Origin of the sequence: Rugamonas violacea, assembly GCF_016461825.1 — a bacterium.
In the GTDB taxonomy this organism is placed as follows: Bacteria; Pseudomonadota; Gammaproteobacteria; order Burkholderiales; family Burkholderiaceae_D; genus Rugamonas.
Map to the genome: position 1 here is coordinate 278,381 of NZ_JAEMNU010000037.1, position 19,252 is coordinate 297,632.

General features: G+C 67.1%; 14 protein-coding genes and 1 pseudogene. 12 read left to right on the forward strand and 3 right to left on the reverse strand.

All coding sequences use genetic code 11. The annotated features are described in order from the left end of the window. Positions 1 to 25: 25 nt before the first annotated feature. Both H7U20_RS08895 and H7U20_RS08900 read left to right on the forward strand, forming a co-directional pair. Positions 26 to 2,782 carry a DEAD/DEAH box helicase gene (locus H7U20_RS08895; protein ID WP_199758775.1) on the forward strand — a complete coding sequence of 919 codons (2,757 nt, stop codon included), beginning with the start codon at positions 26 to 28 and terminating at the stop codon, positions 2,780 to 2,782. Between the two features lie 11 nt (positions 2,783 to 2,793). Next, positions 2,794 to 3,819: an SWIM zinc finger family protein gene (locus H7U20_RS08900; RefSeq protein WP_199758776.1), complete on the forward strand. Its 1,026-nt coding sequence runs from the start codon at positions 2,794 to 2,796 to the stop codon at positions 3,817 to 3,819. Positions 3,820 to 4,149: 330 nt separating this feature from the next. On the opposite strand, the gene H7U20_RS08910 is transcribed toward H7U20_RS08900, so the two are convergent. Continuing rightward, positions 4,150 to 5,739: a pyridoxal-dependent decarboxylase gene (locus tag H7U20_RS08910; RefSeq protein WP_199758778.1), complete on the reverse strand. Its 1,590-nt coding sequence runs from the start codon at positions 5,737 to 5,739 to the stop codon at positions 4,150 to 4,152. 276 nt (positions 5,740 to 6,015) lie between these two features. Between H7U20_RS08910 and H7U20_RS30890 the strand changes: the two are divergent. The 3 genes and pseudogenes from H7U20_RS30890 to H7U20_RS08925 all read left to right on the forward strand — a co-directional run. Then, a pseudogene (locus H7U20_RS30890) lies at positions 6,016 to 6,835 on the forward strand (NYN domain-containing protein); the annotation flags it as partial. Positions 6,836 to 8,187: 1,352 nt separating this feature from the next. Next, the gene (locus H7U20_RS08920) at positions 8,188 to 9,039 is read left to right on the forward strand and encodes an MOSC domain-containing protein (protein WP_199758780.1); all 852 of its coding nucleotides are present in this window, start codon (positions 8,188 to 8,190) and stop codon (positions 9,037 to 9,039) included. A gap of 136 nt (positions 9,040 to 9,175) precedes the next feature. Further along, positions 9,176 to 10,342 carry a GGDEF domain-containing protein gene (locus H7U20_RS08925; RefSeq protein ID WP_199758781.1) on the forward strand — a complete coding sequence of 389 codons (1,167 nt, stop codon included), beginning with the start codon at positions 9,176 to 9,178 and terminating at the stop codon, positions 10,340 to 10,342. Here the strand turns inward: H7U20_RS08925 and H7U20_RS08930 are convergent. Then, positions 10,339 to 12,321, reverse strand: coding sequence for a monovalent cation:proton antiporter family protein (locus tag H7U20_RS08930; protein WP_199758782.1), 1,983 nt, complete (start codon positions 12,319 to 12,321; stop codon positions 10,339 to 10,341). The two genes, H7U20_RS08925 and H7U20_RS08930, sit on opposite strands and share 4 nt — an antisense overlap. A gap of 109 nt (positions 12,322 to 12,430) precedes the next feature. On the opposite strand from H7U20_RS08930, the gene H7U20_RS08935 reads away from it, so the two are divergent. The 7 genes from H7U20_RS08935 (at position 12,431) to hpf (ending at position 17,913) form a co-directional block, all read left to right on the forward strand. Further along, positions 12,431 to 13,438: a KpsF/GutQ family sugar-phosphate isomerase gene (locus H7U20_RS08935; RefSeq protein ID WP_199758783.1), complete on the forward strand. Its 1,008-nt coding sequence runs from the start codon at positions 12,431 to 12,433 to the stop codon at positions 13,436 to 13,438. Next, the gene (locus H7U20_RS08940; protein WP_199758784.1) at positions 13,438 to 13,989 is read left to right on the forward strand and encodes a KdsC family phosphatase; all 552 of its coding nucleotides are present in this window, start codon (positions 13,438 to 13,440) and stop codon (positions 13,987 to 13,989) included. The genes H7U20_RS08935 and H7U20_RS08940 overlap by 1 nt, the downstream gene beginning before the upstream one ends. Positions 13,990 to 13,999: 10 nt before the next feature. Next, a complete protein-coding gene (gene lptC, locus H7U20_RS08945; protein WP_199758785.1) occupies positions 14,000 to 14,617 on the forward strand; it encodes an LPS export ABC transporter periplasmic protein LptC in 618 nt (205 codons plus the stop codon). 58 nt (positions 14,618 to 14,675) lie between these two features. Next, positions 14,676 to 15,245, forward strand: coding sequence for a lipopolysaccharide transport periplasmic protein LptA (gene lptA / locus H7U20_RS08950; protein WP_199758786.1), 570 nt, complete (start codon positions 14,676 to 14,678; stop codon positions 15,243 to 15,245). Continuing rightward, positions 15,245 to 16,000, forward strand: coding sequence for an LPS export ABC transporter ATP-binding protein (gene lptB, locus H7U20_RS08955; RefSeq protein WP_199758787.1), 756 nt, complete (start codon positions 15,245 to 15,247; stop codon positions 15,998 to 16,000). Before lptA ends, lptB begins: the two co-directional genes overlap by 1 nt. A 2-nt stretch (positions 16,001 to 16,002) precedes the next feature. Then, a complete protein-coding gene (locus H7U20_RS08960) occupies positions 16,003 to 17,481 on the forward strand; it encodes an RNA polymerase factor sigma-54 (protein WP_199758788.1) in 1,479 nt (492 codons plus the stop codon). Positions 17,482 to 17,556: 75 nt separating this feature from the next. Next, a complete protein-coding gene (gene hpf, locus H7U20_RS08965) occupies positions 17,557 to 17,913 on the forward strand; it encodes a ribosome hibernation-promoting factor, HPF/YfiA family (RefSeq protein WP_093390043.1) in 357 nt (118 codons plus the stop codon). A gap of 184 nt (positions 17,914 to 18,097) precedes the next feature. On the opposite strand, the gene H7U20_RS08970 is transcribed toward hpf, so the two are convergent. Beyond that, complete coding sequence (locus H7U20_RS08970; RefSeq protein WP_199758789.1) at positions 18,098 to 19,081, reverse strand: threo-3-hydroxy-L-aspartate ammonia-lyase; 984 nt, start codon at positions 19,079 to 19,081, stop codon at positions 18,098 to 18,100. Positions 19,082 to 19,252 lie beyond the last annotated feature (171 nt).

Below are 19,252 nucleotides of genomic sequence, written 5' to 3' on the forward strand. Positions count from 1 at the left end.
TGCCGGCGATGGTAAAATCGCGCCGATGAACCGATCGTCCCATTTCACCTCCGCGCCCGCTAACGACGGGCTTGCGCCGGCGCTCGCCGTCACCCCCAGCGGCCGCTTCTATCTTGACCCGGGGCCGGCCGAGACGGCCCCGGGCGTGGCGGCCCTCCCGCCTAAAATACGCGGCGCGTTCGAGCGCGATGCGCTGGCCGGCCTGCTGCATCTAGGGGCCAGCGAACTGGCGACACCACTGCCGTCCTCCCTGGCGTTCGGCCGCGAGTTGGCCCATCTGTTCATGGCGCGCCTGTGCGCCAGCCCCGACCTGGCGGCGCAATGGGACAGCCTGGAGTTGGCCGCGCCGCAGGCGGAACTGGCGCAACTGCTGGCCGGCATGCCGCCCATGGTCGGCGCCGAATATGTCGACCTGGCGTGCCTGACAACCGTATGGGCCGAGCTGTTGGGACAGGCCCGCGCGCAGATCGCGCTGGCCGACGGCGACGTGCAGGCCTGGTTGGCCCGCCAGCATCCGCACTGGACCTTGTTGGGCCGGGTGTGCTTCCATCTGGCCGAGAACAAGGCCAACCCGGACGCCCCGTTCGCCTTCCTGGCCACCTATGCCGCCAGCGTGTCGCAGCAGGCCAGGGTGCAGCATCTTCCCCTTGGCCGCGCGCTGCAGGAATACGCCGGCGAGGCCAACAGCGAGGCCTTGTTGCGCTTGCTGATGCCGGTCCACAAAGCCGCCGAACACTGCCCGTGGTTGGCCGCGCTGGTCGCCTCGGGCGCGATTTTCCACGCCCGCGCCTGGTCGCCGCACGAGGCGCACCAGTTTTTGCAGAACGTCCCCTTGTTCGAAGCGAACGGCATCGTCGTGCGGATTCCCGACTGGTGGCGGCCGAGCCAGCCGGTGCGACCGCAGCTGCGGGTCAATCTCGGCGAGAAAGCGGCCGGCCTGGGTCTTGGCGCCATGCTCGACTTCAATGTTTCCTTCGCGCTTGGCGATGAGACGCTGAGCGACGCCGAGTGGGCCGAACTGCGCGCCGCCGGCTCCGGCCTGGTTCGGCTCAAGGGGCGCTGGGTCGAAGTCGACCAGGCGCGGCTCGATGCCGTGCTGACGCATTGGAAGAAGGTGCAACGCGGCATCGACGGCGGCGGCGACGGCATTTCCTTCCTCGACGGCATGCGACTGTTGGCCGGCGTCGGCGGCGCGGGGGCGGCGGCGCAACTCGACGGCGTCGGCGCCGACTGGTCCCGCGTGGTGGCGGGGGACTGGTTGCGCGGCGTGCTCGACGAGCTGAGCGATCCGGCCCATGCCGGCCGGCTCGACGATGCGGCGCGGCCCGGCGCCGAGCTGAAGGCGCAACTGCGCCCCTACCAGCAGGACGGCGTGCGCTGGTTGTATTTGCTCAACCGCCTGGGCCTGGGCGGCTGCCTGGCCGACGACATGGGACTGGGCAAGACGGTGCAGGTGTTGGCGCTGCTGTTGCTGGCCAAACGCGGCGGCGACCCGGGGCCGCATCTGTTGGTGTTGCCGGCCTCCCTGATCGGCAACTGGCAAGCCGAGATGGCGCGTTTCGCGCCCGGGCTGACGGTGCTGGTGGCGCATCCCTCGGCGCTGCCGAGCAAGGCCTTGGCGGCCCTGCCGGTCGAACGTTACGGTCAGGTCGACGTCGTCGTCACCAGTTACGGCTCCTTGACCCGCCTGCCCGCGCTGCAGGAAACGCGCTGGTCCATCGTCGTCCTCGACGAGGCCCAGGCGATCAAGAATCCGGGTGCGCAACAAACCCGCGCGGTGAAGCAGCTGCACAGCCGGGTGCGTTTCGCCCTCAGCGGCACGCCGGTCGAGAACCGCCTGGGCGACCTGTGGTCGTTGTTCGACTTCATCTGCCCGGGCTTGCTCGGCGGCGCCAAGGCCTTCGGCGCCTTCGTCAAACGCTTGGAGCAGGGCGAACACGCGGCCTACGCGCCGTTGCGCAATCTGGTGCGGCCGTATATCCTGCGCCGTCTGAAGAGCGACAAGCGCATCATCGCCGACCTGCCGGACAAGACCGAGGTCAAGGCTTATTGCGCCTTGTCGCATGCGCAAGTGGGCCTGTACCAGGCGGCGGTGCGGGCCCTGCAGGAGCAACTGGGCGCGCTCGACGGCATCGCCCGGCGCGGCGTGGTGCTGGCCTCGCTGATGCGCTTCAAGCAGATCTGCAACCACCCGGCGCAATGGACGGGCGATGGCGACTACGCCCCGCAAGGCAGCGGCAAGTTCGCCCGCTTGCGCGAGATCGCCGAGGAGATCGCGGCCCGCCAGGAAAAGGTGCTGGTGTTTACCCAGTTCCAGGAAATGACGGCGCCGCTGCACGATTTCCTGCGCACGGTGTTCGGCCGCCCCGGCCTGGTGCTGCACGGCGCGACGCCGGTGAAGACGCGCAAGAGCCTGGTTGAACAGTTCCAGCAGGAATCGGGACCGCCGTTCTTCGTGCTGACGATCAAGGCCGGCGGCACCGGGCTGAACTTGACCGCGGCGGCGCATGTGATCCATTTCGACCGCTGGTGGAACCCGGCCGTCGAAAACCAGGCCAGCGACCGGGCCTATCGTATCGGGCAACAGAAGAATGTCCTCGTGCACAAATTCATCTGCCGCGGCACGATAGAGGAAAAGATCGACGCGCTGATCGAGGCGAAGCAGGGCTTGTCGAACGAGATATTGGAAGGCGGCGCGGAAACCCGCCTGACCGAAATGAGCAACGATGAATTGATCCGCATGGTGTCGCTCGACATCCACAGCGCGGCGCTGGAAAAATAGGAGCGGTGGCGATGGCTGGTTATGGCGGTTGGGGGAAGTATGTGTCGGTGGCGGAAAAGCGCGCGCAGGCGGAAAAGAAGATCAAGGCACTGCGGAAAAAGGGCCGGGTCTGCCTTCCCGTGTTGATCGACAAGCGCGCCATCGCGCACACCTTCTGGGGCAAGCAATGGTGCGACAACCTCGAAAACTATAGCGACTACGCCAACCGCCTGCCGCGCGGACGCACCTACGTGCGCAATGGTTCGGTGGTCGATCTGCAGGTCGACGGGGAAAAAATATCGGCCCTGGTGGCCGGTTCGAGCCTGTACGAGGTGAACATCACGATCAAGGCGCTGGCGCCGGCGCTGTGGCAATCGATCCTGCGCGACTGCGCCGGCAAGATCGCCTCGCTGGTGGAGTTGCTGCAGGGCCGCTTGTCGTCCGGCGTGATGGAGGTGGTCAGCCAGGCCGGCAGCGGACTGTTCCCGACGCCGCAGCAAATCAGCTTCCGTTGCAGCTGCCCCGATTCGGCGTCCATGTGCAAGCACGTGGCAGCCACCCTGTACGGCGTGGGCAACCGGTTCGACAGCGCGCCGGAGCTGCTGTTCCAGTTGCGCAATGTCGATCCGGCCGAGCTGGTCCAGACGGCGGTTGGCATGTCGCTGACGCAGACGCAGGCCGATGCCGAGAACAACCTGACGGGCGCCGACTTGTCTGCCCTGTTCGGCATCGACCTCGACGGGCCGGGCTTGACGGCGCCGCCGCCGGTCGGCGGCGCGCAGCCGGCGGACGCCGACAAGGCTGTGACGGGGAAGGCGGTCATCGGGGCGGCGGTCGCGGCGGCCAAGCCGGCCGCGCCCGCCAAGCCGGCAAAGGCGGGCAAACCCGCCAAAACGGTCAGCGCGCGCGAACTGACCGCGCGCGGCGTGCCAACCCACATGCGGCAATGCTGGCTCAAGTCCGGCGTGTTGTTGGCCACCGACGCACGCGCCGTGTACGCGCTCGCCACACACGGCGAGCAAGCCATCGCGGCCTACCTGGCGCGTCGCGCGTCTTGACTGTGAATCGACGCGCCGAAACGGTTGGGTGATAGTTGGGGGATTCCAGTGCGGCGAGTCTGGTGGAGAAAACTCAGGCCGCCAGCGGCGCGGGCCGAACCCGCATGGGGGTATCCACGAAGCGCTGTGCGGCTTGCCACACGTCGTATGCGCTTTGCTCCGCTTAATCTACAAGGAGCGCGTCCGTGCCTTCGAATTTGAACGTCAGCCGCCAGTTGCCATTTACCCGGACGGAAAAATGGTCCTTGAGTTTTCCGCCTTTGAGCGGATGCCGACCCCAGCCTGGCAAGTTCATTCCTTGCGGGGAGGTGGCCTCGCCGCCATGGGCAACTATAGTCCCATCTGCTCCAGCAAGCCCTCGCCAATCCCGGCCTGCTCGGCAAGGATCTCGCGCAGGTGTTCCTCGGTCGTCGTCATATTCGTCAGCACCACGCGCAGCACCGTCGTCTGGCCGGGGTAGGCGGTCGATTCGAGCACGGTGCGCGAGACGAAGCTGTGGCCGCGTTCCTTCTGCCGCGTTTGCAGTTCGCTGTTGAGCGCGTTGAGCTGCCGGTTCAGCGCGGCGGCTGCTTCCAGCAGGCCGTCGGCCAGCAGCTGCGCCATGCGCCGGCGCAGGCGCTGCGGCACATAGCGGTAGGTCAGGATGAAGGTGTCCGAGTCGGTGACCAGTTCGAAGTCGGCCTGCTCGCGCAGCAGCGCGCGCATCTGTCCAGTCAGCGTCGCCGCCTGCTCCAGCAAGGTGCGGTAGCCGCTGACGCCGAGCACCTTGAACGAGGTCCACAGCTTGAGCGCGTCGAAGCGGCGCGAGCCTTCCAACGAAGTCTGGCCGAGGTCGCCGGAGTTGTCGCGCAGGATGTAGTTGGCGTTGTGCTTGAGCAGGTTCAGGCTGGCGCTGTCGCGGAACAGCACCATGCTTTGCGGCATGGGCACCCACAGCAGCTTGTGGCCGTCGAGCACCACCGAGTCGGCCAGCTCGATGCCGTCGTACAGCGGCCGGAACTGCTCGGCCAGCAGCAGCGCGCCGCCCCAGGCCGCGTCGACGTGGAACCAGGCGCCCTCGCGCCGGGCCACCGCCGCCAGTTGCGCCAGCGGGTCGATGCTGCCGGTCTCGGTGGCGCCGGCGATGCCGACCACGGCGACCAGCTTGACGCCGGCGGCCTTCAGCGCGGCAATCTCGACCTCCAGCGCGGCCAGGTCGATGCGGTTGTCGCGCCCGACCGGCACCACGCGCAGCGCGTTTTCGCCCAGCCCCAAGGTGGCCAGGGCTTTCTTCAGCGAGTAGTGGCTGCGCGCCGAGCCGATCACGGCCAGGCCGCGATGGCCCGAGCGTTGCAGCGCGGCCAGCAGGCCGTCCTTGCGGTAGCCGGGCAGTTGATGCTCCAGCGCCACGGCCAGCGCCGTCAGATTGCCCATCGTGCCGCCGCCGACCATATTGCCCAGCGCGATGTTGGGCGCCGCCATCGCCTCGGCGTACAGCGCGTCGCCGCCCCGGTAGACCTGGCGGTGCAACCAGCCCAACACCTGCTTCTCGATCAAGGTGGCGGCGTAGGCGGTTTCGATCTTCACCAGGTTCTGGTTCAGCGCCGCCGTCAGCGCCTCGGCCACCACGCTGATCCAGGGCAGCGCCTGGGTCATGTGGCCGATGTATTTCGGATGGTTCAGCTGGGCCGTGTTGGCCAGCACGGTGGCGTCGAGCTGGTCGAGGAAGGCCTCGACCGACATGCCGTCGGCCGGCAGCGCCGGCGCGCCGAACAGGGCGGCCAGCTCGGCCAAGGGCGTGCTGGGATAGGGCCGGGCGCGGCTGGCACCGAGCCAGTCGCGCAGCAGGCGCAGGGCGTGCCGCAGCGGCGCGGGGGCGCGCTCCAGGGCGTCGATGGAGAAATGCTGCTGCAACAGGGCCGCCAGGCGGGAGTCGGTCATCGGTGTCAACGTTTTCAGGTAAGGGGGGCGTTGCCGCGACTTGCTAGCCGCCTGACACTCGCTCAGCCGCGCAGTTTACCAAACCCGGGCCGCCCACGCCCGGATCCGCTCGCCGCCCGGCCCCGGCCGCCCCGGATTACCTGTTCGGCAACAGCAAATGCGCGCCCGGCAACGCGTTCGCGCGCTGTTGCGCGACGTTGTTGGGTATAATCAATGGATTGCCTGCGTCCATCTGACGTGTCTGCCTCCCTCTCATCTCTAGAAAATATCAATCTCATGGCTTCTTCCAACGATAACGTCAGCATGGCGCTGTTCTGCGATTTCGAAAACGTCGCGCTCGGTGTGCGCGACGCCAACTACGACAAATTCGATATCAAGCCCGTGCTGGAACGCCTGCTGCTCAAGGGCAGCATCGTGGTCAAGAAGGCCTATTGCGACTGGGACCGCTACAAGGCGTTCAAGGCGCCCATGCACGAGGCCAACTTCGAGCTGATCGAAATCCCCCACGTGCGCCAGTCCGGCAAGAACTCGGCCGACATCCGCATGGTCGTCGACGCCCTCGACCTGTGCTACACCAAGTCGCACGTCGACACCTTCGTCATCATCAGCGGCGACTCCGATTTCTCGCCGCTGGTCTCCAAGCTGCGCGAGAACGCCAAGAAGGTGATCGGCGTCGGCGTCAAGCAGTCCACCTCGGACCTGCTGGTGGCCAACTGCGACGAATTCATCTTCTACGACGACCTGGTGCGCGAGAGCCGCCGCGCCGCCGCCAAGCGCGACCCGCGCGAAGCCCAGCAAGCCGTCAAACGCACGCCGGAAGAGGAAACCCGCCGCCGCGAAGAGATGGACAAGCGCCGCAGCCAGGCGGTCGAGATCGCCGTCGGCACCTTCGACGCGCTGGTCTCCGAGCGCGGCGACAGCGGCAAGATCTGGGCCTCCGTGTTGAAAGAGGCGATCAAGCGCCGCAAGCCGGACTTCAGCGAGTCCTACTACGGCTTCCGCACCTTCGGCAATCTGCTGGAGGAAGCCAAGGCGCGCGGTCTGCTGGAATTCGGCCGCGATGAGAAATCCGGCGCCTACGTCTACCGCAGCAGCGGCGCGGCCGCCGTCAACGCCGAAGGCGGCGCCGTCGTGTCGGACAACGGCCTGTCGTCGGAAGCGGGCGAGGGCCGGCCGGAAGGCAAGGGCGAGATGCGTCGCGGCCGTGGCCGTGGTCGCGACCGCGACCGCAGCGAACGCAACGCCGAGCGCGGCAACGCCAACGCCGGCGCCGAGCGCAGCAATGGTTACACCGACGCCGACACCGACAACGCCGATGTCACCGAGCAGCCGCAGGACGAGGCCGACGTGCTCGAATCGAGCGCCGTGGTCGAGGCCATCGTCGAGTCGCAGCCAGCGGCGCAGCCGCAGCCGTCGGCACAGCCGGCCGGCCAGCAGGAACGCGGCCGTGGCCGTGGCAACCGTGGCGGCCGCAAGGGCGAACGCGCCGCCGAGCGCGCACCGGAACGCGCCGCCGAGCGCGCACCGGAACGCGCCGCCGAGCGCACCGCCGAGCGCACCCCGGACCTGGACCTGACCCGCTACCCGGACGACGAGTATGTGATCAGCGACGAGGAAGCCGCCGCCATCGCCAACGCGCTGACGGTGCAGCAGCAGACCGAGGGCCGCCATGCGCGCGCCGGCGGTCGTGGTGGCCGCAACCAGGCCGCCCAGCAGCCGCGCCAGGACAAGCAACAGCCGCGCAAGGACAATCAGCAGCCACGCAAGGACGCGCAGCAAAAGCCGCGCAACGGCGCGCCGCAGCAGAACCAGCAGCCGCGCAAGGACAAGCAGCAAGCCCAGCGCAAGGGTGGCAACGGCCGCCGTCCGGAAGCGAACGAAACCGTCCAGGCCGCGGCCCAGATCGACAGCGCGGCTCTGTACAGCCTGCCGGTGGCGCCGGTCGTGGCGCATTCCGCGCCGGTCGAATTGACGCCTGTGGTGGTGGCGCCGGTCGCCCACAACGCCGCCGCCGCGCCAGCCGCCAAGCCGGCGCGCAAACCAGCCGCCGCCAAGGTCGCCAAGGAAGCCAAGGCCGCCGTGGAAGTCACGCCAGCCAACGAAGCCAAGCCGGCCGCCGGCAAAGCCAAGGCCAAAGCCAAGGCCGAGGCCGAACCGAAAGTCAAGGCCGAACCGAAAGCCAAGGCCGAGCCAAAAGCCAAGGCCGAGCCGAAAGCCAAAGTGGCCGCCGAGGCGCCAGCCGCCGCCGCCGACACAGCGGCGGCCAAGCCGGCCCGCAAACCAGCCGCGCGCAAGCCGGCCGCCAAGAAGGGCGCCGACAAGGCCGCCGCCGGCGACGCCGAGTAAGACCCCGGGCGGGGCGCCGCATTGTCGGCGCCCCGCTTTACTGCCATACTGCGAATCCGATCAATCGATGGGTGGCGCGGGCGCCGCCAGCAGGCGGCGCACATGGCAATCCTCTCCGACATCTCCCTCTATCCGATCAAATCCTGCGCCGGCATCACGCTGCGCGAGGCGACCCTGACCGTCGCCGGTTTGATGAGCGAAAACATCTACGACCGTGAATGGATGGTGGTCGACCCCGACGGCCACTGCCTGACCCAGCGCGAGCATCCGCGCATGGCCTTGATCGTGCCGCGCATCAAGGCCGAAACGCTGGAGCTGCGCGCGCCCGGCATGCTGCGGCTGGAACTCGAACTGGGCCTGCCCGACCCCGAGCTGGCGCCGACCCTGCAGGTGCGGGTGTGGGACGACGTCGTCAACGCCTACGACTGCGACGAGCTGACCGCCGCCTGGTTCAGCAACGCCGTCGGCGTGCCTTGCCGGCTGGTGCGCTTCCACCCCAACGTCGAACGCCAGGTCAGCGCCAAGTGGACCGGCGGCGTCGCCGCCCACACCCTGTTCTCCGACGGCTATCCGGTGTTGCTGGCCGGCAGCGCCTCGCTGGACGACCTGAACCGCAAGCTGGTGGCGGCCGGCCGCGCCGCCATCCCGATGAACCGTTTCCGCCCCAACCTGGTGGTCGACGGCATCGAGGCCTTCGAGGAGGACTACGTCGACACCTTCCAGTTCGGCGACGCGCTGTTGAAACCCGTCAAGCCGTGCTCGCGTTGCCCGATGCCATCGGTCGACCAGGACAAGGGCGAATTCGGCCCCGACCCGCTCGACATCCTGCAGGGCTACCGCGCCAAGGCCGAGCTGGACGGCGCCATCTGCTTCGGCATGAACGCCATCGTCACGGCGGGCGAAGGCCAGCGCCTTTACGTCGGACAGGAAATTAGCGTTACACTGGCGTTTTAATGGTTGATCGCACTTTTTTGCATTCCCAACAACGCCAACTTGGCGTAATGTTGCAACTTGCAAGTTAGATTGATCGCCGAACTGTTTCCGCTATCGCAGTAACGCCATTGCTGGTCGTAATCGAGTAAGGGTTTATATGACGCACACTGTCCCAGGCACCAAGCCGCCGCACGCCGATCCGGCCTCGCGCCCGGTCGATCTGGCGGCCGAGAACCAGGCGCTGCGCGCACGCATGGCCTATCTGCTGGAACAGGCCGAGCGCAACCATTCGATCATGTGCCGCCACCAGGCCTTCGACCTGGAGATCGTCGGCGCCGGCAGCTTTCCCGAGCTGGTCGGCACCATCTTCCGCACCCTGCCGGTCATCTCCGAGTTGGAGAGCGTGACCCTGAGCCTGATCGACGAGGACGCCGACATCCGCACCGTCATGCTCAAGCTGGGCGTGGTGTTCGAGGACTTCCCCGACCTGATCTTCGTCGAGACCATCGACGAGCTGGGCTTCGACCTGGGCCGGCGCAACGCCTATTCGGCGCCGCCCAAGCCGCTGCTGGGCATGTACGACGCGGCCCGCCACGGCGGCGCCTACCCGCGCGCGCCGGCCGGCCTGCAAAGCGTGGCGTTGGTGCCGCTGCTGCGCAACAAGCGCATCATCGGCAGCCTGAACCTGGGCAGCGTCGACCCGACCCGCTTCACCCCCAGCCTGGGCACCGACTTCATCGAGCACATGGCCTCGATCATCGCGATCTGCCTGGAAAACGTGATCAGCAACGAGATGCTCAAGTACATCGGCCTGACCGACTCGCTGACCGGCGTCTACAACCGCCGCTACATCGACCGCCGTCTGCTCGAGGAGATCGGCCGGGCCCGTCGCCAGACCTATCCGATCTCGGTGATGTACATCGACATCGACCATTTCAAGCGCGTCAACGACACCGTCGGCCACCAGGGCGGCGACGAGGTGCTGCGCGAGGTGGCCGGCCGCATCAAGGCCGAGCTGCGCCTGTCGGACGCGCTGGCCCGCTTCGGCGGCGAGGAGTTTGTGGTGCTGCTGATCGACGCCGACCTGGATAGCGCCGCCTTCGTCGCCGAGCGCATCCGCGCCAGCGTGGCCGGCAGCATGATTTCGATTTCGCAGGAGACGCAGGTGTCGATCACCGTCTCGATCGGCGTCGCCTGTTTGAACGACGGCGACCCCGACGCCGGCGCCGAGGCGGTCTCGCGCAACCTGATCGCCCAGGCCGACTCCTGCCTGTACCAGGCCAAGGAGGGCGGCCGCAACCGGGTGATCAGTTACCGCGGCTAGCTGCGCAGCAGCCGCGTCTCGGCCCGGTTGACCGCCTCGGCGGCGCCGCGCAGCACCACCACGTCGCCCGCCTCGAACAGCGTCTCCGGCGTCAACTCCAGCCGGCCCTTGCCGCGCCGGATGGTGGTCACCTCGGCGCCGGCGCCGGCCACGTCGACCTCCTTGAGTTGCCTGCCGACGCAGGCCGCCTTGCCGTCCAGCGTGACCGAATGCAGGCGCACCATGTCGGCCTCCTCGCCGACGTCGCTGGCGCCGTGGAAAAAGCCGCGCAGCGAGGCGTAGCGCTCCTCGCGCGCCGCCTGCACGCGGTGCACCACGCGGCGCAGCGGCACGCCCAGCATGACCAGCGCGTGCGAGGCCAGCATCAGGCTGCCCTCCAGCAATTCCGGCACCACCTCGGCGGCGCCGGCCGCCTTCAATCGGTCGAGGTCGGTGTCGTCGTGCGCCCGCACGATCACCGGCAGCGTCGGCGCCAACTCGTGCACCAGTTGCAGCACGCGCAGCGCCGACGGCGTGCTGGTGTAGGTGATCACCACCGCGCTGGCGCGGTAGATGCCGGCCGCCACCAGGCTCTCGCGCCGGCCGGCGTCGCCGTAGGAGACGTTGGCGCCGGCCGTCTGCGCCTCCTGCACCCGCTCCGGGTCCAGATCGAGCGCGTGGTAGTCGATCTTTTCCTCGGACAGCAGGGTGGCCAGGCTCTGGCCGCTGCGGCCGAAGCCGGCGACGATGACGTGCTTCTGCGTCGCCATGGTGCGGCTGGCGATCTTGGTCAGCGCCAGCGATTGCATCATCCACTCGTTGCTCGACACCTTCATGACGATCTGGTCGGACTTGGCGATGATGAACGGCGCCAGCAACATCGACAGCACCATCGAGGCCAGCACCACCTGGATCACGAACGGGTCCATCAGACGCATGCCGCCGGCCAGGTTGAGCAGCACGAAGCCGAACTCGCCGGCCTGGGCCAGCGCCAGCCCGGTACGCATGGAGACGCCGTCGGAGGCGCCGAACAGCTTGGTGAGCCCGGCGATCAGGGCGAACTTCAGCAGCACCGGGCCGCACAGCAGGATCAGCACCAGCCACCAGTTTTCCAGCACCAGGCGGACGTTGAGCAGCATGCCGACGGTGATGAAAAACAGCCCCAGCAGCACGTCGCGGAAGGGCTTGATGTCCTCCTCCACCTGGTGCTTGTATTCGGTCTCGGAGATCAGCATGCCGGCGACGAAGGCGCCGAGCGCCAGCGACAGGCCGGCGCGCTCGGTGATCCAGGCGGCGCCCAGGGTGATCAGCAGCAGGTTGAGCATGAACAACTCTTGCGAGCGGCGTTTGACGACGATGGTGAACCAGCCGCGCACCAGCTTCTGGCCGAAGAACAGCAGCAGCACCAGCACGATCACCGCCTTGCCACTGGCCAGCGCCAGGGTTTGCAGCAGGTCGTCGGGGTTCTGCGACAGCGAGGGGATGAGGATCAGCAAGGGCACCACGGCCAGATCCTGGAACAGCAAAATGCCGATGATCTTGCGGCCGTGCGGGCTTTCCAGCTCCAGCCGCTCCGTCAGCATTTTTGACACGATGGCGGTCGACGACATGGCCAGCGCGCCGCCCAGCGCGAACGAGGCCTGCCAGCCGAGGTGCACCGAGGCCGGCAATTGGGTCGCGATGGCCCAGCCGAACAGCATCGTGGCGGCGATGGTCAGGCCGACCTGGGCCATGCCGAGGCCGAAGACGATGCGCCGCATCGCCATCAATTTGGCCAGCGAGAACTCCAGGCCGATCGAGAACATCAGGAACACCACGCCGAACTCGGCCAGCGTGTGGCTGGCTTCGTTCTCCTCGGCCAGGCCGAGCGCGTGCGGGCCGATCAGGATGCCGACGGCCAGATAACCGAGCATCGGCGGCAGATGCAGCATGCGGAAGGCGACCACGCCGAGCACCGCGCTGCCCAGCAAAAGGAGGGTTAGTTCGAGAGAGGAAAACATGGGTTTGACATGGATCGTGGTGCTATTCCGTTGTTTGTTACATCTGGCAAGTTTTTTGCTTTCTCAATTCGGCTATACTTTGGGCATGAGTGTAACCCATGAAAAAACAATGCTGAAAGCTTTTGATCGAATTGACCCGCACACCGCCGCGCGGGCCCTGCTGCTGGCGCGCGAGACGCTGCAGATCGAGGCGGACGCCATCAACGCGCTCAACGCGCGCCTGGCCAGCGACGACAGCGTCGGCCGCGCCGTCGCGCTGTTGCTCGCCTGCAAGGGACGGGTCGTCGTCTCCGGCATCGGCAAGTCCGGCCACATCGCCCGCAAGATCGCCGCCACCCTGGCCTCGACCGGCACGCCGGCGCTGTTCGTCCATCCGGCCGAGGCGGCCCACGGCGACCTCGGCATGGTCACCGCCGACGACGCCTTCATCGCCATCTCCTACTCGGGCGAAAGCGCCGAGTTGATGGCCATTTTGCCGGTGGTCAAACGCATGGGCAGCGCGCTGATCTCGATGACCGGCAAGCCCGGCTCCAGCCTGGCCCAACTGGCCGACGTCCACCTCGACGTTTCGGTGGCCAAGGAAGCCTGCCCGCTGAACCTGGCGCCGACCGCCAGCACCACCGTCACCCTGGCGCTGGGCGATGCCCTGGCCGTCGCCCTGCTCGACCTGCGCGGTTTCAAGGAAGAAGATTTCGCCCGCTCGCATCCCGGCGGCGCGCTGGGTCGCCGCCTGCTGACCCATGTGCGCGACGTCATGCGCAGCGGCGCCGCGGTGCCGGCCGTCGGCGCCGACGTCAAGCTGACCGACGCGCTGCTCGAGATCACCCAGAAGGGCATGGGCATGACCGCCGTGGTCGACGCCGACGGCCGTCCGCTCGGCGTGTTCACCGACGGCGACCTGCGCCGCATGATCGAGAAGGTGCAGGACTTCAGCAAGGTCGTCATCCGCGACGTGATGCACGCCAATCCGCGCAGCATCTCGCCGGAAAAGCTGGCGGTCGACGCCGTCGCCGTGATGGAGCAGTACCGCATCAACCAGATGCTGGTGGTCGACGCCGACGGCAAGCTGGTCGGCGCGCTGCACATCCACGACCTGACCCGCGCCAAGGTGATCTGATGAGCGCCGCAGAAACCACACCCGACCCGCTCGACAAGCTGGCCCGCGCCGCCAGGGTGCGCTTGATGATCTTCGACGTCGACGGCGTGCTGACCGACGGCAGCCTGCACTACGGCGCCGACGGCGAGGCGCTGAAAACCTTCAACGTGCACGACGGCCTGGGCATCAAGCTGTTGCAGGAGTCCGGCGTGCAGACCGCCATCATCAGCGCGCGCGTGTCGCCGCAGGTGGTCAAACGCGCCGCCGACCTGGGCATCGGTTTCCTGCACCAGGGCGGCCACGACAAGCTGACGCCGTTCCGCGCCCTGCTGGAGAAGACCGGGTTGACGGCCGAGCAGGTCGGCTTCATCGGCGACGACGTGGTCGACCTGCCGATCCTGAGCCGGGTCGGCTTCGCCGTCGGCGTGCCGAACGGCCGCGCCGAGGTGCACCGCCGCGCCCACCACATCACCGAGGCGGCCGGCGGCCGTGGCGCGGTGCGCGAGATCTGCGAGTTCGTCCTGCGCGCGCAGGGCAGCTACGACCAGGTCATGGCCCAGTTCCTGGTCTGAGGCGGCGAGCATGCGTAAAAGAACCGCTCACCGCTGGCGCCTGTCGCTCACCATGCTGCTGTTCGTGCTGGTGGCGCTGGGCACCTTTTGGCTGGTCGAGCTGATGAACCAGAGCGGCCAGGAAATGCAGGCCGACCGCTACCGCAACGAGCCGGACTACATCATCGAGCGCTTCAGCTTCGTGCGGATGAACCAGGTCGGCCAGCCCAGCTACATCATTTCCGGCGACAAGCTGACCCACCGTCCGGTCGACGACTCGTCCGACGTCGAGCGGCCGGTGGTGCGCAGCCTGTCGGGCAGCCAGCCGCCGATGTTGATGCACTCGGCGCGCGGACGCATCGACCAGAACAACAGCCGCGTGCGGCTCGACGGCGACGTCAACCTCGACCGCAGCGCCTCGGCCACCAGCCAGGCCATGCATTTGCAGACCGAGGCGCTGACGGTGTTTCCCGACGACGACACGATGGAGACGGCGTTGCCGGTGGCGCTGAGCCTGGGCAAGTCCACGGCCAAGGGCGTCGGCATGCACGCCAACAACGCCACGCGCCAGATCCACCTGGGCGGCCGTGGCCAGATCGACCTGCCGCCGCGCGGCGCGCCGGCGGCACCGGCGGCGGCGCCACAGTAGCGTGGCCGCCGGCAGGTCCCAAGACTATCGATTGCAACACTGACAAAACGGAACCACGATGAAACAATTACTCCTCTCGGCCTTGCTGCTGCTGGGCGCCACCAACGCGGCGCTGGCGGAAAAAGCCGACTCCAGCAAACCGACCGAGATCAAGTTCGACAACGTCGACATCGACGACGTCAAGCAGATCCAGACCTTCACCGGCAACGTCGTGCTGACCCGTGGCACCCTGCTGATGAAGGCCGCCAAGGCCGTCGTCACGCAGTCGGCCGAAGGCTACCAGTACGCCACCCTGACCAGCGTTGGCGGCGTGCCGGCGACCTTCCGCCAGAAGCGCGACGGCGCCGGCGACCAGTGGGTCGAGGGCGAGGCCGAACGCATCGAATACGACGGCAAGATCGAGCTGGTCAAGCTGTTCTCCAAGGCGCGCGTCAAGCGCATCGAGGGCAGCAAGCCGGGCGACGTGGTCGAGGGCGAGTTCATCTCCTACGACAGCCGCAAGGAATTCTTCAGCGTCAAGAACACGCCGACCGGCGACAGCAAGCCGGGCGCCGGTCGCGGCACCATGGTGATCCAGCCGAGCGGCGTCAACGCGGCGCCGGCCGCCAGCACGCCGGCGGTGAAGTGATGGAGGCGAAGAGCTGCGGCAGCACCCTGATCGTGCGCGGCCTGCAAAAGAGCTACGGCAAGCGCCAGGTGGTGCACGACGTCTCGTTGCAGGTCGAATGCGGCGAGGTGGTCGGCCTGCTCGGCCCCAACGGCGCCGGCAAGACCACCTCGTTCTATATGATCGTCGGCCTGGTGCCGTCGGACGCGGGCAGCATCGACATCAGCGGGGTGGATATCTCGAGCCTGCCGATCCACCGCCGCGCCATGCTGGGCCTGTCCTACCTGCCGCAGGAGGCTTCGGTGTTCCGCAAGCTGACCGTGGAGGAAAACATCCGTGCCGTGCTGGAAATCCAGCAGGTCGACGGCAAGCCTTTATCCAAGGCGGAAATCGATGAACGGCTCGATACCCTGCTGGCCGAACTGCAAATCGAGAAGCTGCGCGAGAACCAGGCGCTGTCGCTGTCCGGCGGCGAACGCCGGCGGGTGGAGATCGCCCGCGCCCTGGCCACCAATCCGCGCTTCGTGCTGCTCGACGAACCATTCGCCGGGGTCGACCCGATCGCCGTCATCGAGATCCAGCGCATCGTGCGCTTCCTCAAGGAACGCGGCATCGGCGTGTTGATCACCGATCACAATGTGCGCGAGACGCTGGGCATCTGCGACCGCGCCTACATCATCAACCAGGGCACGGTATTGGCGTCAGGCCGGCCAGACGACATCATCGCCAACGAATCGGTGCGTCGCGTGTATCTGGGTGAACACTTCCGCATGTAAAAATGAAACAGTCCTTGCAGCTGCGCACCTCGCAGCACCTCGCGCTCACGCCGCAACTGCAGCAGTCGATCCGTCTGCTGCAGTTGTCCACGCTGGAATTGCACCAGGAGCTGGAACAGCTGCTGACCGACAATCCCCTGTTGGAACGGCTGGACGATCCCTTGGACCATTCGCTGCGCCTGCTGGCCGACGGCGCCATCAGCCAGCAGTCGGCGCCCGCCGAGGCCGGCGCCGAGGGGCCGCCGCAGCAGCCGCAGGACGCCGCCGCCGCGCCGGCCGAGGCGGAGAACTTCGACGCCGCCGACAACGAGCGCGGCGGCGAGGCCGACATGGACTGGAGCGACGCCGGCCGTGGCAAGGCGCCCGACGACGAGGATTCGCGGCCCCAGCTGGAGGCCAGCCACCGCACCCTGCGCGAGCACCTGATGGAGCAGATGCGGGTCACCGTGCACGAGTCGCGCGACCGCGCCCTGGTCGAGCTGATCATCGACGCCCTCGACGAGAACGGTTACCTGGAAGACCCGCTGGAGGACATCTTCACGCGCATCCCGGCGGAGCTGGAGATCGAGTGCGAGGAGCTGCAGACGGCCCTGTCGTTGCTGCAGAGTTTCGACCCGGCCGGGGTCGGCGCGCGCAACGCCAGCGAGTGCCTGGCGCTGCAAATCAAGCGCTTGCCGCAGATTCCCCTGGTGACGCGGCGCATGGCGCTGACCATCGTCGAGCAGCACCTGACCTGGTTCGCCCAGCGCGACTTCAACAAGCTGAAAAAGGCCCTGGTCTGCGACGACGAGGACTTGCGCGAGGCGCAGACGGTGATCCGCCAGTGCAACCCGCACCCCGGCGCCGCCTTCGCCTCCGACGTCTCCGACTACGTGGTGCCGGACGTGGTGGTGAAGAAATCGCGCAGCGGCTGGCAGGTCAGCCTGAACAACGACGTCATGCCGCGCCTGCGCGTCAACGCCATGTACGTCAACCTGCTCAAGCAGGGCAAGGGCGAGGGCCAGATGGGCGCCCAGCTGCAGGAGGCCAAGTGGCTGATCAAGAACATGCGCCAGCGTTTCGACACCATCCTGCGCGTCGCCGAGGCGATAGTAGAACGACAAAAGAATTTTTTCTCGCACGGCGCCGTCGCCATGCGCCCCCTTGTGCTCCGCGAAATAGCTGATACACTGGGTTTACACGAGAGTACTATTTCTCGGGTAACAACTCAGAAATACATGCTGACCCCGCATGGCATGTTCGAGTTGAAGTACTTCTTTGGCAGCCATGTCGCCACCGAAGCGGGGGGGGAAGCTTCCTCGACGGCGATACGGGCGCTGATTGTGCAACTCACAGGAGCAGAAGACCCTAAAAATCCTTTATCCGACAGTAAGATTGCGGACATGCTGGGAGAACAAGGCATGGTGATTGCGCGACGAACTGTTGCCAAATATCGCGAAGCGTTGAAAATCCCGCCAGTCAGTCTCCGCAAGTCTTTGTAGTATTGTTGGTTCCTGCGTGCCCGGCAATCAAGGGCAAGGCACTAACCGTAAGCGACATCATCTCTAGGAGTGTGTATGAATCTCACCATCAGTGGACATCATCTCGAAGTGACACCAGCGATTCGCGAATACGTGCAGAACAAGCTGGAACGGGTCAAACGCCACTTCGATCAAGTGATTGATATTGCTGTCATCCTGACCGTAGATAATCTGACTGAGAAAGATAAACGCCAGAAGGCCGAAATCAACCTGCGCATGTCGGGCAAGACCGTCTACGTGGAAAGCCTGTCGCAGGACCTGTACGCGGCGATCGACACGCTGATCGACAAACTGGACCGCCAGGTCATGAAGTACAAAGCAAAAGTGCAAGAGCACGGCCACGATGCGATCAAGCATCTGCCGGACACTTTTGAACCGGCCGCCACCGCTTAAGCGGTCCCGCCGCCATCCAAACAAAGGGCGCATCAGGCGCCCTTTTTTGCGCCCGTCGCCGACGCCGGCCGGTAAATCATATAAACGATATGCGGCATAAGCGGCCGCTACGAACCGCTCCGCTTGCCGGCCGCGCCCGGCGCCGCCACGGCGCCGGGTGTGGCCGAAGCGCGCCCTGGCGCGGCTAGACTTCGGCCGCGCCGCGCGCCATGCATTCGGCGAACAGCGCCATGTCGATGTTGCCGCCGCTGACGATCACGCCGACCCGCTTGCCGGCCACGTCGACCAGCCGGTTCATCACCGCCGCCGCCGCCAACGCGCCGGCGCCCTCGACGACGATCTTCATGCGCTCGGCGAAGAAGCGGATCTGCCGGCGCAACTGGTCGTCGCTGACGGTGACGATGTCGCGCACGTGGGCCTGCAGGATGGGCAGCACCAGCTTGCCGATGTGCTGGGTCTGGGCGCCGTCGGCGATGGTGTCGGGCACGGCGATGTGGACGATTTGGCCGCTGCGCAGCGAGCGCTGGGCGTCGTTGCCGGCCTCCGGCTCGACGCCGATCACCACGCAGTCCGGCGCCAAATGGGCGGCGGCGATGGCGCTGCCCGACAGCAGGCCGCCGCCGCCGGTGCAGACGAACAGGTAGTCGAGCGGGCCGACGCTGTCGAACAGCTCCTTGGCCGCCGTGCCCTGGCCGGCGATCACGTCGGCGTGGTCGTAGGCCGGGATCACCGCCAGGCCGCGCTCGGCGCCGAGGCGGGCGGCGATCGCCTCGCGGTCCCCGGTGGCGCGGTCGTACAGGATCACCTCGGCGCCGTATTCGCGGGTGGCGGCCAGCTTCATCGCCGGCGCGTCGCTGGGCATGACGATGGCCACCGGCACGCCCAGCATGCGGGCGGCCAGCGCCATGCCCTGCGCGTGGTTGCCGGAGGAGAAGGCGACGACGCCACGGCGGCGCTGCTCCTCGCTCAGGCAGCTGATCGCGTTGTAGGCGCCGCGGAACTTGAAGGCGCCGACGCGCTGGAAGTTCTCGCACTTGAAGAATACCCGGGCGCCGCTGATGGCGTCGGCCTGGGCCGAGGTCAGCACCGGGGTGTGGTGGGCCACGCCGCGCAGGCGTTCGGCGGCGGCCGCCACGGCGGCGTAGTTCACGGCAAGGGCGCTGCTCATCGGCGTTTCCTTTGTGGGGTTGCAGGGTTGCGGGGTTGCTGTCTCAGCGGGCATGGTGCCAGCAATCGCCCGCGCTGTACACCGCGCCATCACGCACCCGGTCGCATATCCATGCGGCCGTGTTCGTGATGGCGGCGCATGCTCCGTAGTCGCCCCGGCCGCGCTAAAATA

Coding starts and splice junctions, on each gene's coding strand:
- H7U20_RS08895 (WP_199758775.1), top strand. CDS start 26: ATGAACCGATCGTCCCATTTCACCTCCGCGCCCGCTAACGACGGGCTT.
- H7U20_RS08900 (WP_199758776.1), top strand. CDS start 2,794: ATGGCTGGTTATGGCGGTTGGGGGAAGTATGTGTCGGTGGCGGAAAAG.
- H7U20_RS08910 (WP_199758778.1), bottom strand. CDS start 5,739: ATGACCGACTCCCGCCTGGCGGCCCTGTTGCAGCAGCATTTCTCCATC.
- H7U20_RS08920 (WP_199758780.1), top strand. CDS start 8,188: ATGGCAATCCTCTCCGACATCTCCCTCTATCCGATCAAATCCTGCGCC.
- H7U20_RS08925 (WP_199758781.1), top strand. CDS start 9,176: ATGACGCACACTGTCCCAGGCACCAAGCCGCCGCACGCCGATCCGGCC.
- H7U20_RS08930 (WP_199758782.1), bottom strand. CDS start 12,321: ATGTTTTCCTCTCTCGAACTAACCCTCCTTTTGCTGGGCAGCGCGGTG.
- H7U20_RS08935 (WP_199758783.1), top strand. CDS start 12,431: ATGCTGAAAGCTTTTGATCGAATTGACCCGCACACCGCCGCGCGGGCC.
- H7U20_RS08940 (WP_199758784.1), top strand. CDS start 13,438: ATGAGCGCCGCAGAAACCACACCCGACCCGCTCGACAAGCTGGCCCGC.
- lptC (WP_199758785.1), top strand. CDS start 14,000: ATGCGTAAAAGAACCGCTCACCGCTGGCGCCTGTCGCTCACCATGCTG.
- lptA (WP_199758786.1), top strand. CDS start 14,676: ATGAAACAATTACTCCTCTCGGCCTTGCTGCTGCTGGGCGCCACCAAC.
- lptB (WP_199758787.1), top strand. CDS start 15,245: ATGGAGGCGAAGAGCTGCGGCAGCACCCTGATCGTGCGCGGCCTGCAA.
- H7U20_RS08960 (WP_199758788.1), top strand. CDS start 16,003: ATGAAACAGTCCTTGCAGCTGCGCACCTCGCAGCACCTCGCGCTCACG.
- hpf (WP_093390043.1), top strand. CDS start 17,557: ATGAATCTCACCATCAGTGGACATCATCTCGAAGTGACACCAGCGATT.
- H7U20_RS08970 (WP_199758789.1), bottom strand. CDS start 19,081: ATGAGCAGCGCCCTTGCCGTGAACTACGCCGCCGTGGCGGCCGCCGCC.